Origin of the sequence: Crossiella sp. S99.2, assembly GCF_023094165.1 — a bacterium.
Lineage (GTDB): Bacteria > Actinomycetota > Actinomycetes > Mycobacteriales > Pseudonocardiaceae > Crossiella.
Genome location: NZ_JALMDK010000004.1, coordinates 368,855 through 382,479, shown reverse-complemented (window position 1 = coordinate 382,479; position 13,625 = coordinate 368,855). Strand labels below are relative to the sequence as shown.

Sequence of the window (13,625 nt, the reverse complement as noted above, 5' to 3'; positions counted from 1 at the left end):
GGTTGGGTGCGCGCGGGTGTGACCGCGGTGGTGGCCGGGCTGGTGGCCGGTGGCGCGGTCTCCGCGGCGGGCCCACTGGCCGAGTCCGGACCGCCACCGGTCTCCGACACGGCGGTCCGCCTGGTCGCCTACGACTCCTGCCCCGCCGCGCTGGCCGGTTTCCGGCAGGCCGCGGCCCCCGTGGTCAGCGCCTACGGCTTCGCCCAGCAGGGCAGACCGTCCACCGACGCGCGCACCGGCGCCGAGCTGAACTCGCCCGGCTCGATGGGGGACCGCAGCATCGAGAGCAAGGCCCCCGACCAGGGCCACTCCACCACCAACCGGCACGAGGCGGGCGCCGACGAGCCGGACCTGGTCAAGAGCGACGGCAAACGCCTGGTCTCCATCGTCGACGGCAAACTCCGGGTGATCGACCTGGCGAGCAACAAGGCCACCGGGGTACTGGAGTTGCCGGGCGGGCCGGCCACCCAGCTGCTCACCCACGGCGACCGCGCCCTGGTGCTGACCTCCGGCGTCAGCCACGCCGAACCCCGGTCCTACCCCAAGGGCGACTGGCCATCCGGCTCGGCCAAGCTGGTGCTGGTCGACCTGTCCGGCACGCCGAAGACCGTGGGCAGCCTGGACGTTGACGGGTCCTATGTGGACTCCCGGCAGGTCGGCGGCGTGGCCAGGGTGGTCATCCGGTCGATGCCGAAGCTGAAGTTCGCCTACCCCGACGGCACACTCAACGCCGAAGCGGCGTTGCGCCGCAACCAGGACATCGTGCGCGACTCCGCCATCGGCGACTGGCTGCCCCGCTACCGCCTGGACGGCGAGGCAGGGAAGGCCGAGGGCCAGCTGGTCGACTGCGCGCGGGTGAACCACCCGGCCAAGTTCAGCGGCGCCTCGATGCTCACCGTGCTGACCCTGCCCCTGGACAAACCCCTCGGCAACGGCGACCCGGTGACCGTGGCCGCCGACGGGAACACGGTGTACGGCAACGAGAAAAGCCTCTACGTCGCCGACGACCAGTGGCCCCGCGCGGTCCCGTTGCGCGGCGGCGCAGAGGTGGCCCCGGAACCACAGCCCCGCACCCAGGTGCACCAGTTCAGCGTGGACGGCTCCGCCCCGCCGAAGTACCTGGCCTCCGGCTCGGTGCCCGGCGCGCTGCTCAACCAGTACTCGCTCTCCGAACACAACGGCAACCTGCGCATCGCCACCACCACGAACCGCGGCGGCGCCCAGCCCCGCCAGGTCCCCGACTCGCAGAGCGCCGTGACCGTGCTCGCGCGCCAGGGCGACAAACTCACCGAGATCGGCAAACTCGACGGCCTGGGCAAGGGCGAACGGATCTACGCCGTCCGCTTCTACGGCGACACCGCCTACGTGGTCACCTTCCGCCAAACCGACCCGCTGTACACAGTGGACCTGCGCGACCCCCGTCGTCCCCGCGCCGTCGGCGAACTCAAGATCACCGGATATTCCGCGTACCTGCATATGGCGGGCCCCGGCAAACTCATCGGCGTAGGCCAGGAGGCCAGTGATCAAGGCCGGGTCCTGGGCACCCAGGTGTCCCTGTTCGACGTGTCCGACCAGTCCAACCCCCGCCGCCTGGCCCAGCACCACCTCCCCGGCGCCTTCTCCGAAGCCGAGTTCGACCCGCACGCTTTCCTGTACTGGCAACAAACCGGCCTGCTGGTCCTGCCCGTGAGCCGAGGCTGGGCAGCCCCCCGCGGCGACCGCGCCATGCCCCCCGCGGGCGGCGCGCTGGTCCTGCGCATCGGCGACGGCAACGTCACCCAACTCGGCCAGGTAGCCCACCCCCAGGACCGCTCAGCAGGCTCCGACGCCACAGTCCGCCGCTCCCTGGTGGCAGCAGGCTCCCTCTGGACACTCTCCTCCGCCGGCATCAAGCGCCAGGACCTCACCACCCTCACCGACCAGTCCTGGCTCCCCTTCACCTGACCCACCCCTCCAGTACCACTTGGGCCAACTGGTACGCCCGCTTGGGCAAAACCGGCGTACCAGTTGGCCCAACTCGCCGGGAGGGTGGCGTATATATCGTGGCACTGTATATTCAGCACCATGGAGAGTCTTTCCGAGCAGGCGTTTCTGGTGCTCACCGCGTTGGCCGATGAGCCGCGGCATGGTTACGGCCTGATCCAGGAGGTCAAGGAACTCTCCGGGGATCGGGTGCAGTTGGCCGCGGGCACCCTGTACGGGTTGCTGGACCGGCTGGCCAAGCAGGGGCTGGTCGCGCTGGATCGGGAAGAGGTCGAGAACTCCCGGTTGCGGCGGTACTACCGGCTCACCGACGAGGGGGCGGACGTGGTGCGGGCCGCGGCCGAGCGGATGGCCGAGGGGGCGAAGCTGGCCAAGCAGCGGCTGGTGCGGCGGCGGTTGTTCCGGGCGACGGGGAGGTTGGCGTGAACATCGGGGAATCGGTCGAGGACAGCTGCCGTCGGCTGATCCGGGTGCTGCCCGCGGACTACCGGGCGGCGCATGGCGAGGACCTGGTCAGCACCCTGGCCGACACCGTGGACGAGCGTGGGGTGTTGCCGTTGCGGGAGCGGCTGGCGGTGCTCGCGCTGGCGGTGCGGCTGCGGGTGGTGACCCCGGTGACGGGGCCGGCCGCGGCGGCGCTGGTGGCGATGCTGGTGCTGGTGCAGGCGGGGCTGGCGCTGCTCGGGGTGCTGATGGGCACGGTGTCCGCGCTGCTGTACCTGGGACAGGCCTGGCTGCCGGTGCCGCGGAGTGATCTGCCGCTGGCCTTCGATCTGGGTAGTGAGCTGGCCAGCCAGATCGGGCAGGACCTGGTGTTCGCGGCGGGGTGGCTGGCCGTGTTGTACGGCCTGCTGCACGGGCGCCGGTTCGCCGCGCCCGTGGCGGTGGCCCTTGCCGGGGTGCCGCTGGTGTTCCAGGTGATCAACAACCCGTACGGGCTGGCCTGGGCGAGCCGGGTGCTCACGCTGTGCACGCTGGTCGCGGCGCTGTACGTGTGGCGGCGGGGACCGCTGTCGGTGCCGGGCAGGCCGGGCCGCTGGCTGCTCGCGCTGCTGGTGTCCACGGCCTGGTTGCTGGCGCAGGCGCAGCTCCTGGCGTGGCTGCCGCTTGGCTTCGCCGCGCCCGTGATCTGGGCGCTGGGCGCCGTGGCGGTCGTGGTCGTGGTGCTGGTGGCCAAGGGCAGGCCGTGGTTGCTGCTCGCGGGGAGCTGGCTGGCCCTGCTGGTGGCCCTCTCACACGGCGCGACCTCACTGATCTTCGACTTCAGCCCGCCCGTGCCGCAGCTGAGCGTGGCGCTGGCGGTCGCGGTCGTGCTGGCCGGGCTGGCCTGGCTCAGCCCAGCCGGGGCAGTTCGCCGCGTGGCCCGGCGTTGAGCGAGCGGTCCGGGCGGCCCTCGGTGCGGTGCCCGACCAGGCGGCCCGGCCCGTAGCTCAACTCGCCGGTGGGACCCGCGGAGAGCTGGTTCATGCTGGCGGCCAGGTCCGCCTCCACCCCTCCTGGGAGTTTCAGCTTCACCAGCAGCGGCAGCACAAAACCGAGGGCGACCAGGCCGGTGAGCACCGGGGTGAGCGTGGCGAGCACGACCGTGTTCACCTTGTCGGTGAAGAAGAATCCGACCCACAGCGCCACCAGCAGACTGGTCGCCACCGACACCAGCGCGGCGCTGCCGACCAGGCTGCGGCGGGCCACCGCGAGGCTGTGCGTGGCCAACTCGACCAGCCTGCGCGCCTCCACGTGCCCGGGTTCGCGTTCCAGGCAGCGGCGCAGGAACCGGACCGCGCGGCGCCGGTGCGCCGGACGGGCCTGCACCTCGGTGCCGTTCTCGCCGATCTTGAACGCGGCCACGCCCGCCACGAAGTAGGGCTCGGCTTCGGTGGCGGCGGCGCCAATCGCCTGCTGGGCCAGGGCGAGGGCTTCCAGGTGGAACTCGCGGCGCTGGGTGGCGTCGCCGCGTTCGACCAGCAGCCGGGCCAGGGTCAGCCGCAGCTGCCAGGCCGGTGAGTCGCAGTCGGTGCGTTCCAGGGCGTCCCGCAGCACGCGTTCAGCGGCCACCAGATCGCCGGGGGAGCGGGCCAGCGCGAGGGCCAGGCCGATGGCGGCCGCGCCGCTGCGGGGTTCGCACAGCAGGGCCTGCCGGAAGTGCTGGGCGGCGGCCCTGGCGTCCGCGCCCGGCTCGGCGCCGTCCTGATCCCGTTGCAGCAGCAGGCTGCCCAGCTCCACGTGCGCCTGCGCGTCGTAGAAATCCCGGGCCAGGGCCTTGTCGAACAGCTCCTCGGCCTCGCCGAAACGTTCCAGCTGGGCCAGCAACGCGCCCAGGTCGACGTAGCTGCCGTTGAACGGGTCCAGGGTGATGGTGCGGCGCAGGTGGTGCTCGGCCAGGGGATAGTCGCGCTGGCGGGCGTAGAGCACCCCGGCGCAGGTGTGCGCGAGCAGGTTCACCGGATCGCGGTTGAGCACGTCCAGGCAGAGCCGCTCGGCCTCCTCCTCGTGTTCGGGTTCGCCGCCGCGCACCAGCGTCCAGGCCAGTCCGCACTTGACCGCGGCGTCGTCGGGATCCAGCAGCGCGGCCGCGCGGAAGCGGGCGGCGGCCTCGGCGAAATCGCCGTCGGCGAAGGCCACCCAGCCCAGTCCGCGCAACGCGTCGAGTTTCTCGTCCGGGTCCTCGGCCAGTTCCAGCAACGCGCTGAAGTCCTTGCGCGCCAGGCTTGATCGGCCCTGGTCGCGGTGCACCCAGCCGCGTTCGGCGAGCAGTTCCGGCTGGGTGGGCCGATCGGCGAGCGCGGTCTCCATGAGCTGGCGGGCCTCGCGGAAACGACCGAGTGAGCGCAGGGTGGCGGATTTGGCGGTGATCGTGCCGACCGAGAGCGGGTCCTGGGCCAGGATCCGGTCGAAGCAGTCCAGTGCGTCGGCGTACCGGTTCTGGCCGTCCAGGATGTTGCCCTGCAACAACATCAGTCCGGTGTCGGCCGGGAACAGCGCCAGTCCGGCCTCGACCTCGGCGGTGGCCTCGGTGAAAAGCTTGCGCACGAACAACAACCGCACCTTGTCCTGGATGATCTCCGCGGTGGGCTCGAACTGCCCGGTGATCCGGTCCAGTTCGGCGCGGGCCTCGGCGAGCCGGCCCAGGTGCAGTTCCAGCCACACCACCCGCAGCCGCAACGAGATCCGGTCCGGATGGGCCCTGGCCCCGGCCCGCAGTTCGCGGACGGCCTGCTCCTGGCGGCCCAGCCAGCCCAGGCAGTCCAGCCGTCCGGCCAGGCCCTGCGGGCCGACCGGGTCGACCTCCGCGATCGCGGTGTACTCGGCCAGCGCGGCCTCGATCCGCCCTTCCCGCACCAGGATCCGCGCGTGCTGCGTCCGCAGGTCGGTGGACCACGGGAACAGCGCGAGCGCCGCGTCGGCGGCCAGGCGGGCCTCGGCGAAGCGGCAGGCCGAGCGCAACGTCCGGATCCGGTGCAAGTGCACCCGCTGGTTGCCGGGATCGCGCTCGCCCAGCCCGGCCAGCACGGCGAGGGCCTCCTCATGCCGGTGCCGCCCGCGCAGGTGGTTGACCAGGTCGTGGCCGACCGAGGTGACCTCGGGCAGCTCGGCCACGCTCGCCCGCAGCAGGGCTTCGGCCTCCGCCTCGCGGCCCTGCGCCAGGGCCACCCTGGACTGGCGGTGCCGCAGCGGCGGGTTGCGCGGGTGCAGCGCCACGGCTTCGGCGGCGACCTGGGCGGCTTCGGCCACCCGGCCGGACTCCAGCAGCGTCTCGGTCAGCAGCAGCCACAGGGTGGCGTCGCCGGGCGCCCGGTCGACCGCGTTCCTGGCCGCCGTCACCGCCTCGGCCAGCCTGCGCGCGCTCAGCCGGGCGGAGCTGATCTCCTGCCACAGCCCGGAATCCCACGGCCTGCGACTCACCTCGGCCGCGACCAGCCGGTCCGCTTCCTCGGCCCGGCCGACCTGGTAGCGCAACCGGATCGCGGCGCCGAATGCCTCGTTGTGCTCGGCGTCGAGCACCAGGGCCTGCTCGCAGGCGCCGATGGCGTCGTCGAACCGGAAAAGCTGCTCCAGCGTCCAGGCGAGTTCGACCCACAGGTCCACCGCGTCCGGCTCCTTGGCCAGCGCGGTCCGCAGCAGCGGTTCGGTCTCGGCGACACGGCTGAGCCTGCGCAGACAGCGGACCAGGCCACGCAGGATCACCCGGTCGGCCGGGTGCGCGGTGTGCGCGGCGGCCAGCGCGGCCTCGGCGGCGACCTCCTGGTCGATCTCGATCAGGCTCCAGGCGTTCAGGAAGCTCAGCCGCGCGGACTCCGGCAGGTTCCGGTGCGCGGCCACGGCGGCGGCCCTGGCCTCGGTGCGCCGGTTCAGGCTGAACAGCAACTGGATCCGCCAGTACAGCAGGTCCTCATCGGCCGGGTCCGCAGCCAGCCGACTGTCCACTTCAGACAGTGCGGTGCTGAAGCGGCGGCCCCAGTTGAGGTGGCGCACCAGATCCAGGGGCAGGTTCGCCGAGTCCGGGAACCGGGCGATGGCCGCGCGCAGGGCGGCCTCGACGACCTCGTCGCCCGCGGTGTCCTGGAGCAGCGCGATGCGCCTGCGGTGCAACGACTCGGCGTCCGGACAGCGGTCCAGCGCGGTGTCCAGCAGGGTGTCCGCCTCGGCCAGCCTGCCCCTGGTCATCAGGTGGCCGATCCGGGCGTACCAGCCGTCGGCTTCGGCGGGGGCCAGTTCGGTGGCGGTGCGGTACGCGCTCTCGGCGGCCTCGTGATCGCGCTGGATCGCCAGTGACCGTCCCAGGTCCTCCCATAGTTCGGCGTGCCGCGGCCGGTGGGTCAGGCACTGGCGCAGCACGGTGACCGCCTCGCCCGCGCGGTCCAGGGTGCGCAGCAGCGAGCCGAGGGCGAGGCCGACCTCCACGTTGGCCGGGATGCGGTCGAGTTCGGTGCGGTACAACGTCACCGCGTCCTCGACCCGGTCTTCCTGGCGCAGGTGCCAGCCCAGCTCGCGCACGTTTTCGTTGTCGTAGGGTCGATTCGCGACCAGCCCGCGCAGCAGCGTCTCGGCCTCGGCCGGCGCGCCGGACTCGCGGCGCAGCCGGGCCACCAGCCGCGGTGTCCACAGGTCGGCCGGGTCCAGGTTCAGCGCGCTCTCCGCGATCGGCAGCGCGGCCGCGGCGTCCTGTTCGGCCTCGATCAGTTCGGCCTGTTCGGTGCGGATGTCGGCTTCGTGTGGCAGTCGGCTGGCGGCCTCGGCGAGCACCGCGGTGGCCTCGGGCAGCCGGTCGGCCAGGCGCAGCGCGCTCGCCCACAGCCACCAGCCGGACCCCTGCCCAGGGTTGAGCCGGACCGCGACCGCGAACTCCGCGGCCGCCCCGGCGTAGTCGCGGACCTGGGTGTGCGCCTTACCGAGGGCGTGTCGCAGCGCGTGCAGGTGCGGCCGGGCGCGCACCGCCGCGGTGAGCAGCCGGACCACCGCGGCCCGCTCGCCCGCGGCCTGCAGGGTGTCGGCGTGGGTGAGGATGGCGGTGATCCGGCGCGGGAACCGTTCGTGCAGCGCACTGGCGGCGGCCACCGCCTCGGCGTGCCTGCCCTGGCCGCGCAGGCTGCGCACCAGTTCGTCACGCACGTCCACCTCATCCGGCGACTCGGCGAGGAACTCCCTGGCCAGCTGCTCGGACTCGGGGTGCCGGTGCAGGCGGCGCAGGGCGGCCAGCCGCCATTCCACCGCGTCCTCTGCCTTGGCCGCGGTGAACGGGACGTCCTCGGTGACCGCGAGCGCGGCCGGGTATTCGCCGAGCCCGTAGTGCAGCCGGGCCTGGGCGGCGCGTAGTCCGGCGTCCGCTGGCCAGCGGAGGCGGGCGGCGGCCACGGTGGCCAGGCCCCGCTGGTACTGGTTGCGCCAGTGCAGCACCGCGACCAGCCAGCCGTGCGGGCGCGGCTGGTCGGGGTCCAGGTCGGCGGCCCGGGTGAAGTGCGCCTCGGCCTGGTCGAGCTGGCCGCGGTCCAGGGCGATCCGGCCGAGCTGGATGTGCAGTTCGGGGTCCTCGGGGCTGTGCCGCAGCTCCCGGCGGACCAGCCGGGCGAGCCGGGTGACCGCGCCCTCGCCGAGCAGTCCGCGTGCCTCGTCCTGGATCCGGTCCCAGCCCACTGCCACCTCCGTGCCGCCTCGCCCGGGTGATCATCGCTGCTCGGGCGGCCGTCATGGGGCGGAATGGCGGAATGAAACCTGTTTGGCGGTACCCGCATCATGGAGGCATGACCGAACTCGCCCCCGCCGCCACCGGTAGCCGCCGCCCCTGGACCGAGGTCGCCGCGCCGGTGCGCGCCGCGGTCGAGGAGTTCCTGGGCGCGCCGGTGACCGAGGCGGTCAGCCAGTCCGGCGGGTTCTCCCCTGGCGTGGCAGCCCGGTTGCGGCTGGCGGACGGGCGGCGGGTGTTCGTCAAGGCGGTGGACTGGCACACGAACAAGCACTCCGCGCCCATGCACCGGGCCGAGTCGATCGTCTCCAAAGGACTGTCCACTGTGGCCCCGGTGCCGGAGCTGCTGGCCAGTTTCGACCAGGACGGCTGGGTGCTGCTGCTCTTCGCCGATGTCGACGGCAGGCAACCGGAGATCCCGTGGCGCGCCGAGGAACTGGACCGGGTGCTGGTGGCCCTGGCCGACCTGGCCGAGGCGCTGACGCCCGCTCCGGTGCAGGTGCCGGACACCCAGGCCAAGTACGAGCGGATCTTCAGCGGCTGGCGCAAGCTCGCCGCCAAGCCCGACGACCGCCTGGACCCGTGGGCGCTGCGTAACCTGGACCGGCTGGCCGAACTGGAGTCCGGCTGGCCCGCGGCCGCGGCCGGGAACACCTTGCTGCACGGCGATCTGCGCGCGGACAACCTGCTGCTGACCGCGGACCGGGTGGTGCTGGTCGACTGGCCGCACGCCTGCCGCGGCGCGGCCTGGATCGACCTGCTCGCGCTGCTGCCGAGCGTGCGCATGCAGGGCGGACCGGAGCCCGAGCCGCTGTTCCGGGCGCATCCCGTTGCCGCGCAAGCAGATCCGGACGCGGTGAACGCGGTGCTGGCCGGGCTCGCCGGGTACTTCACGCACGGTGCGTTGCAGCCCGCCCCACCCGGCCTGCCCACCCTGCGCGCGTTCCAGGGCGCGCAGGGCGTGACCGCGGTGGACTGGCTGCGCGGCCGGCTCGGCTGGCCCTGAACCGCCGCCGGTCAGGTGGTACGGCGGGTGGGCCAGAGCAGCGCGAGCAGGCCCAGCGCGGCCGCGGCCCAGGTGGTGGTCGCGATCAGCACCTGGTCGGTGAGCTGCGGATAGGCGTGCAGGTGCAGGGAATGGTAGAGCGCGTGCGGCAGGTTGAAGGCCAGGATCGCCGCCCCGGCCCAGCGGCCGGCGGCCGGGGTGGCCATCAGCAGCGCGCCGATCGCGGTGATGGCCAGGGCCAGGTTGAGGCCGCCGAAATCGCGCAGGAGGTGCTCGTTGAACGGGCCGTCGGCGGCCACCCAACCGGTGCGCAGGCCAGGGAAATCGGTGTAGAAGCCGGCGGGGCCGAGCAGGGCCCACAGGCCGACCGCGGCGTTGGGCAGGGCGGACAGGACCAGGGCGAGGCGGGTCGGTAGTGGTTGCATGCCCGGTGGACGAGACAGCCCGGCCGGGTGTGACAGACTCGCGCGGCGATCAAGGAGGACAGCCATGCCGCACCTGGGTCTGCTGACCGTGCTGGTCCGCGACTACGACGAGGCGATCCGTTTCTACACCGGGGCGCTGGGCTTCACCCTGGCCGAGGACGTCGCGCTGCCCACCGGCGCACGCTGGGTCGTGGTGCGGCCCGACGGCGCGAGCCCGACCGGGTTCCTGCTGGCCCTGGCCGCGGATCCGGTGGAACTCGGCCGGGTCGGCGCGCAGACCGGGCAGCGGGTGTTCGCCTTCCTGCACACCGAGGACTTCGCCCGCGACCACGCCCGGATGGTCGCGGCCGGGGTCAAGTTCCTGGAGCAGCCGCGGGCCGAGGTCTACGGCACGGTGGCGGTGTTCGAGGACCTGTACGGCAACCGGTTCGACCTGATCCAGCCCGTTTAGGCGGCGGCGAGGGCCTGGGTCGGGGACAGCCGGGCGGCGCGGGCGGCGGGGTGGATCCCGGCCGCCATGCCGACGATCACCGCGCCCAGCACACCGCCGGCCACCGACAGCGGCGGGATCACCGGCGGCCAGTCCTGGTAGGCCACGTAACCCAGGGTGCCCAGCACCCCGATCAGCGCGCCGGCCAGGCCGCCGAGGCCGGACAGGGCGACCGCCTCGGTGAGGAACTGGCCGCGGATCTGCCCCCTGGTGGCGCCCAGCGCGCGGCGCAGGCCGATCTCGCGGCGGCGTTCCAGCACCGAGATGAACATGGTGTTGGCCACGCCGATCCCGCCGACCAGCAACGCGATCCCGGCCAGGCCGAGGAAGAGTCCGGCGAAGTTGTTCTGGGTGGCCCGTTTCGCGGCCAGCGCGTCCGAGGGCTTGCCGACCCGGACCAGGCCGGGCAACCGCGGGTACAGCGTGGCGGGCAGCACCGCGCGCACGTCCTCCATGGCGTCCTCGCGGGCGGTGACATAGACGACGGTGGGGTGACCGTCGAAGCCGAGGTGCTCGCGTGCGGCCTGAGTGCCGACGAAGACCGAGCGTTCCAGGTCCGGGTGCAGTGGCAGGTCGGCGAGCACACCGGTGACGCTGAACCAGGTCTGGCCGAGGTAGAGCTGCGGTGCGGGTTCGCCGGGGTGGACCTCGGTGATGCCGAGCCGGGCGGCGGCCCGGTTGCCCAGCACCACGGTGGGGAACTTCGCGCCGACCGCGTCCAGAAACCGTCCGGAGTGGACAGATCCGTGCACTGTGGACAGTAGGTCCGGGGTGGTGGCGAGCACGGTGATGCCCGCGCCGTCACTGGGATCGGCGCGGTCGGAGCGGCGGATCACCGCGTGGGTGTTGGCGACCGCGGCGCTGCCGGTGACCGGGCCGATCCGGGCGGCCAGTGCGGCGGCGTTGTCCGGCAACAACACCGGCGGGTCCTGGTTTGACGCGGGTTCGGCCCGCAGCAGGTTGGTGCCCAGTGCCGAGAGTTCGTCCAGGAGAGCCTGGTGGCTGGAGGCGGGGACGCCGGTGACGATGACCGTGGTGGCGATGCCGATCGCGATGCCCAGCGCGGACAGCGCGGCCCGCAGCCGGCGGGTGCGGATGCCGAGCAGGCCAAGGCGGAGGGTGTCGGTCAGGCTCAGGCGCACCGGCCCCGCGCCGCTCATGCCGGGCGCCGGCGGTCGGCGATGATCCGGCCGTCGCGCAGTTCCACCTGACGCGGCAGTCCGGCGGCGATGTCCCGGTCGTGGGTGATGATCGCGATGGTGGTGCCCTCCTGGTTCAACGCGCGCAACAACTCCAGCACCGCCCGGCCGTTGGCGGTGTCCAGTGCGCCGGTGGGTTCGTCGGCCAGTACCAGGGCCGGTTGGTTGACCACGGCCCTGGCGATGGCCACCCGCTGGCGTTCCCCGCCGGAGAGCTGGTGCGGCTGGTGGTCCACCCGGTGCGCCAGCCCGACCCGCTCCAGCGCGGCCAGCGCCAGGGCGCGTCGTCGCCGCCGCGGGACACCGGCGTAGAGCAGCCCAGTGGCCACGTTCTCCGCCGCGGACAGGCCGTCGATGAGGTGGAACTGTTGGAACACAAAGCCGAGCCGCCGCCCGCGCAACGCGGACAGGCGCCGGTCGGACAGGGCGGTGACGTCCTGGCCATCGATCTCCACCCGGCCGTGCGTTGGCGTGTCCAGGGTGCCGATGATGGTGAGCAGAGTGGATTTCCCGGACCCGGACGGGCCGACAATGCCGAGCAGCTCACCGGATTCCACGGTCAGCGACACCTCGGCCAGAGCGACCACACCACCCGGGTGGATCTTGCCGGCGGCGTGCACGGCCAGCACCGGGGTGCTCACGAGACCGTCACCACGGCCTGGCCCTCGGCGATGCCGGGGCCGCTGATCTCCACCAGTTCCTTGGCGAACAGCCCGGTCTGCACGGGTTTCAGCTCGCCGCCGGGCAACTGCACCGCGTACCCGCCCTCGCGCAGCGCGAGCAGCGCACCCACCGGTACCGCCAGGACATTCGGCCGCGCCTCGGCGACCACCCGCACCTGCACACTGGCAGCGTCCAAATCGGACAGTGCGGCCGGGTCCTTCGGCATTGCCGTCACGGTGATCTTGGGCTGACTGTTCTGGCCGCCCGACTCGCCACCGCCCTGCACTACGGTGCCGACCTGCCTGATCACCGCGGGCACCTCCTTGGTGTCCGGTCGCTGGATCACCACCTCGGCGCCCTGCTTCACCTTGTCCGCCTCGGTGGCGGCGATCTCCATGCTGACCGCCTTGGTGGTGCCGGTGACCTTGAGCAGCGGTCCGGTCGCGGGATCGCCGAGTTGCGCGGTGACCGTGCCGACCCGGGACGGCCCTGGCAGCACCAGCAACTGTCCGATGTCGACGGTGCCGGTGGCGGGCAGTCCGGCTTTCTGTTGCCACTTCTTCACCGCGGTGCTCAGCGCGGGGGTGAACACGGCGGGTGTGCCGGACTCCCCGGGGCGGCTGCTGGTCTTGGGCTGCGTGCCGATCGAGTAGCCCAGGGCGCGCAGGTTCTCCGCGATCACGGTGACATCGTTGCCGCGCAACGGATCTCCGGTGGCAGGGGCCTCCAGCTTGCGGAACAGCGGGGTGGCGCCGTAGAAGACCGGCACCGGCTGGTCGTTGACCCAGAACAGCGGCTTGCCCCGCTCGGTGCCGTCACCGCCCTTCGGCAGCCGGGTCACCAGACCGGCGCCCGCGCCCTTGACCACCTGGTCCGCGCCGAAGCCGAGGGCGCCGGGGAAGTTCTGGCTGGTGCTCAGTTCGGTGCGCTGCACCTTGACCGTGCGCACCGGCGGGCCGGACGGCTGCGCGGCGGGTGTCCCTTGTGGACTGAGCACGAACCAGGCGATCCCGCCCGCGGCCACCAGGGACACGGCCACCGCGGTCACCGGGAACCAGCGACGGGTCTCACCTCTTGGCACTGAACGCCTCGATCTTGCAGTCCCGTTCGACCTGGTGCCGCTGCTGTTCGGTGAGGCTGCTCGGGGTGTCGGCGTAGTTCCAGCCGCTGCCGAAGGGCTCGATCGGCACCACCTTGAGCCCCTTGCCGTCCATGCACTTCAGGTAGGCGCGGTAGTTGTCGGTGTACTCCGGGTTCTTCTGGTCCAGCTCCGGCGGCTGCACCGGGATCTTCCCGGCACACGCGGTCTTCGCGGCCTGCGAGGCCGGACTGGTGTCCCGCTGATCGGGCGAGTCCCCGCCCCGGCCCTCGTACATCTTGTGCCCGTTCTGTTTCAGGCAGGCGAAGTAGGCCGCCCAGTACCGCTTCACCTCCTCCTCGGAACTGTCCAGCCGCAACTGCGGCCGCTCGGCGGCACCGGTCGCGGCGGTGGTGCTCGGCGCGGTGGTGGTGGCGCTGCCGCTGGTGGTCAGGGCGGCCACCTGGGCCGGGGGTGGGGCCTCGGGGCCGCAGGCGGTCAGCAGGGCCAGCGCGGCCGAGGCGACCAGCGCGGCGCGGATCAGTCGGGTCATGGCGGACACCGTCGCCGACGATTGTCAGGAACCTGTCAGGAACCATTCGT

11 protein-coding genes are annotated in these 13,625 nt (G+C 72.7%); 5 read left to right on the top strand and 6 right to left on the bottom strand.

The genetic code is table 11. The annotated features are described in order from the left end of the window. The first annotated feature begins 6 nt into the window (after positions 1–6). From MZC64_RS17535 to MZC64_RS17525, 3 genes are all read left to right on the top strand, one after another. Positions 7–1,944, top strand: a complete 1,938-nt coding sequence (locus MZC64_RS17535) for a beta-propeller domain-containing protein (protein ID WP_247757779.1) — start codon at positions 7–9, stop codon at positions 1,942–1,944. A gap of 120 nt (positions 1,945–2,064) precedes the next feature. After that, a complete protein-coding gene (locus tag MZC64_RS17530) occupies positions 2,065–2,409 on the top strand; it encodes a PadR family transcriptional regulator (RefSeq protein WP_247757778.1) in 345 nt (114 codons plus the stop codon). After that, a complete protein-coding gene (locus MZC64_RS17525; protein ID WP_247757777.1) occupies positions 2,406–3,356 on the top strand; it encodes a hypothetical protein in 951 nt (316 codons plus the stop codon). Before MZC64_RS17530 ends, MZC64_RS17525 begins: the two co-directional genes overlap by 4 nt. Here the strand turns inward: MZC64_RS17525 and MZC64_RS17520 are convergent. Continuing rightward, entirely contained in the window at positions 3,316–8,112 is a 4,797-nt protein-coding gene (locus MZC64_RS17520) for a tetratricopeptide repeat protein (protein WP_308301022.1), read from the bottom strand. The genes MZC64_RS17525 and MZC64_RS17520 overlap by 41 nt on opposite strands. 107 nt (positions 8,113–8,219) lie before the next feature. Between MZC64_RS17520 and MZC64_RS17515 the strand changes: the two genes are divergently transcribed. Then, positions 8,220–9,167, top strand: a complete 948-nt coding sequence (locus MZC64_RS17515; RefSeq protein ID WP_247757776.1) for an aminoglycoside phosphotransferase family protein — start codon at positions 8,220–8,222, stop codon at positions 9,165–9,167. Between the two features lie 11 nt (positions 9,168–9,178). On the opposite strand, the gene MZC64_RS17510 is transcribed toward MZC64_RS17515, so the two are convergent. Beyond that, positions 9,179–9,658 (bottom strand): hypothetical protein, encoded by a 480-nt coding sequence (locus MZC64_RS17510; protein ID WP_247757775.1) that lies wholly within the window; start codon positions 9,656–9,658, stop codon positions 9,179–9,181. Here MZC64_RS17510 and MZC64_RS17505 point away from each other — a divergent pair. Beyond that, positions 9,657–10,043 (top strand): VOC family protein, encoded by a 387-nt coding sequence (locus tag MZC64_RS17505; RefSeq protein ID WP_247757774.1) that lies wholly within the window; start codon positions 9,657–9,659, stop codon positions 10,041–10,043. The two genes, MZC64_RS17510 and MZC64_RS17505, sit on opposite strands and share 2 nt — an antisense overlap. On the opposite strand, the gene MZC64_RS17500 is transcribed toward MZC64_RS17505, so the two are convergent. The 4 genes from MZC64_RS17500 to MZC64_RS17485 are packed head-to-tail and all read right to left on the bottom strand — an operon-like array spanning position 10,040 to position 13,575. Beyond that, complete coding sequence (locus MZC64_RS17500; protein ID WP_247757773.1) at positions 10,040–11,242, bottom strand: ABC transporter permease; 1,203 nt, start codon at positions 11,240–11,242, stop codon at positions 10,040–10,042. The two genes, MZC64_RS17505 and MZC64_RS17500, sit on opposite strands and share 4 nt — an antisense overlap. Beyond that, the gene (locus MZC64_RS17495; protein WP_247757772.1) at positions 11,239–11,922 is read right to left on the bottom strand and encodes an ABC transporter ATP-binding protein; all 684 of its coding nucleotides are present in this window, start codon (positions 11,920–11,922) and stop codon (positions 11,239–11,241) included. The genes MZC64_RS17500 and MZC64_RS17495 overlap by 4 nt, the downstream gene beginning before the upstream one ends. Beyond that, the gene (locus tag MZC64_RS17490) at positions 11,919–13,025 is read right to left on the bottom strand and encodes a peptidoglycan-binding domain-containing protein (protein ID WP_247757771.1); all 1,107 of its coding nucleotides are present in this window, start codon (positions 13,023–13,025) and stop codon (positions 11,919–11,921) included. Before MZC64_RS17490 ends, MZC64_RS17495 begins: the two co-directional genes overlap by 4 nt. After that, positions 13,012–13,575 (bottom strand): hypothetical protein, encoded by a 564-nt coding sequence (locus MZC64_RS17485; protein WP_247757770.1) that lies wholly within the window; start codon positions 13,573–13,575, stop codon positions 13,012–13,014. The genes MZC64_RS17490 and MZC64_RS17485 overlap by 14 nt, the downstream gene beginning before the upstream one ends. Positions 13,576–13,625: the final 50 nt, after the last annotated feature.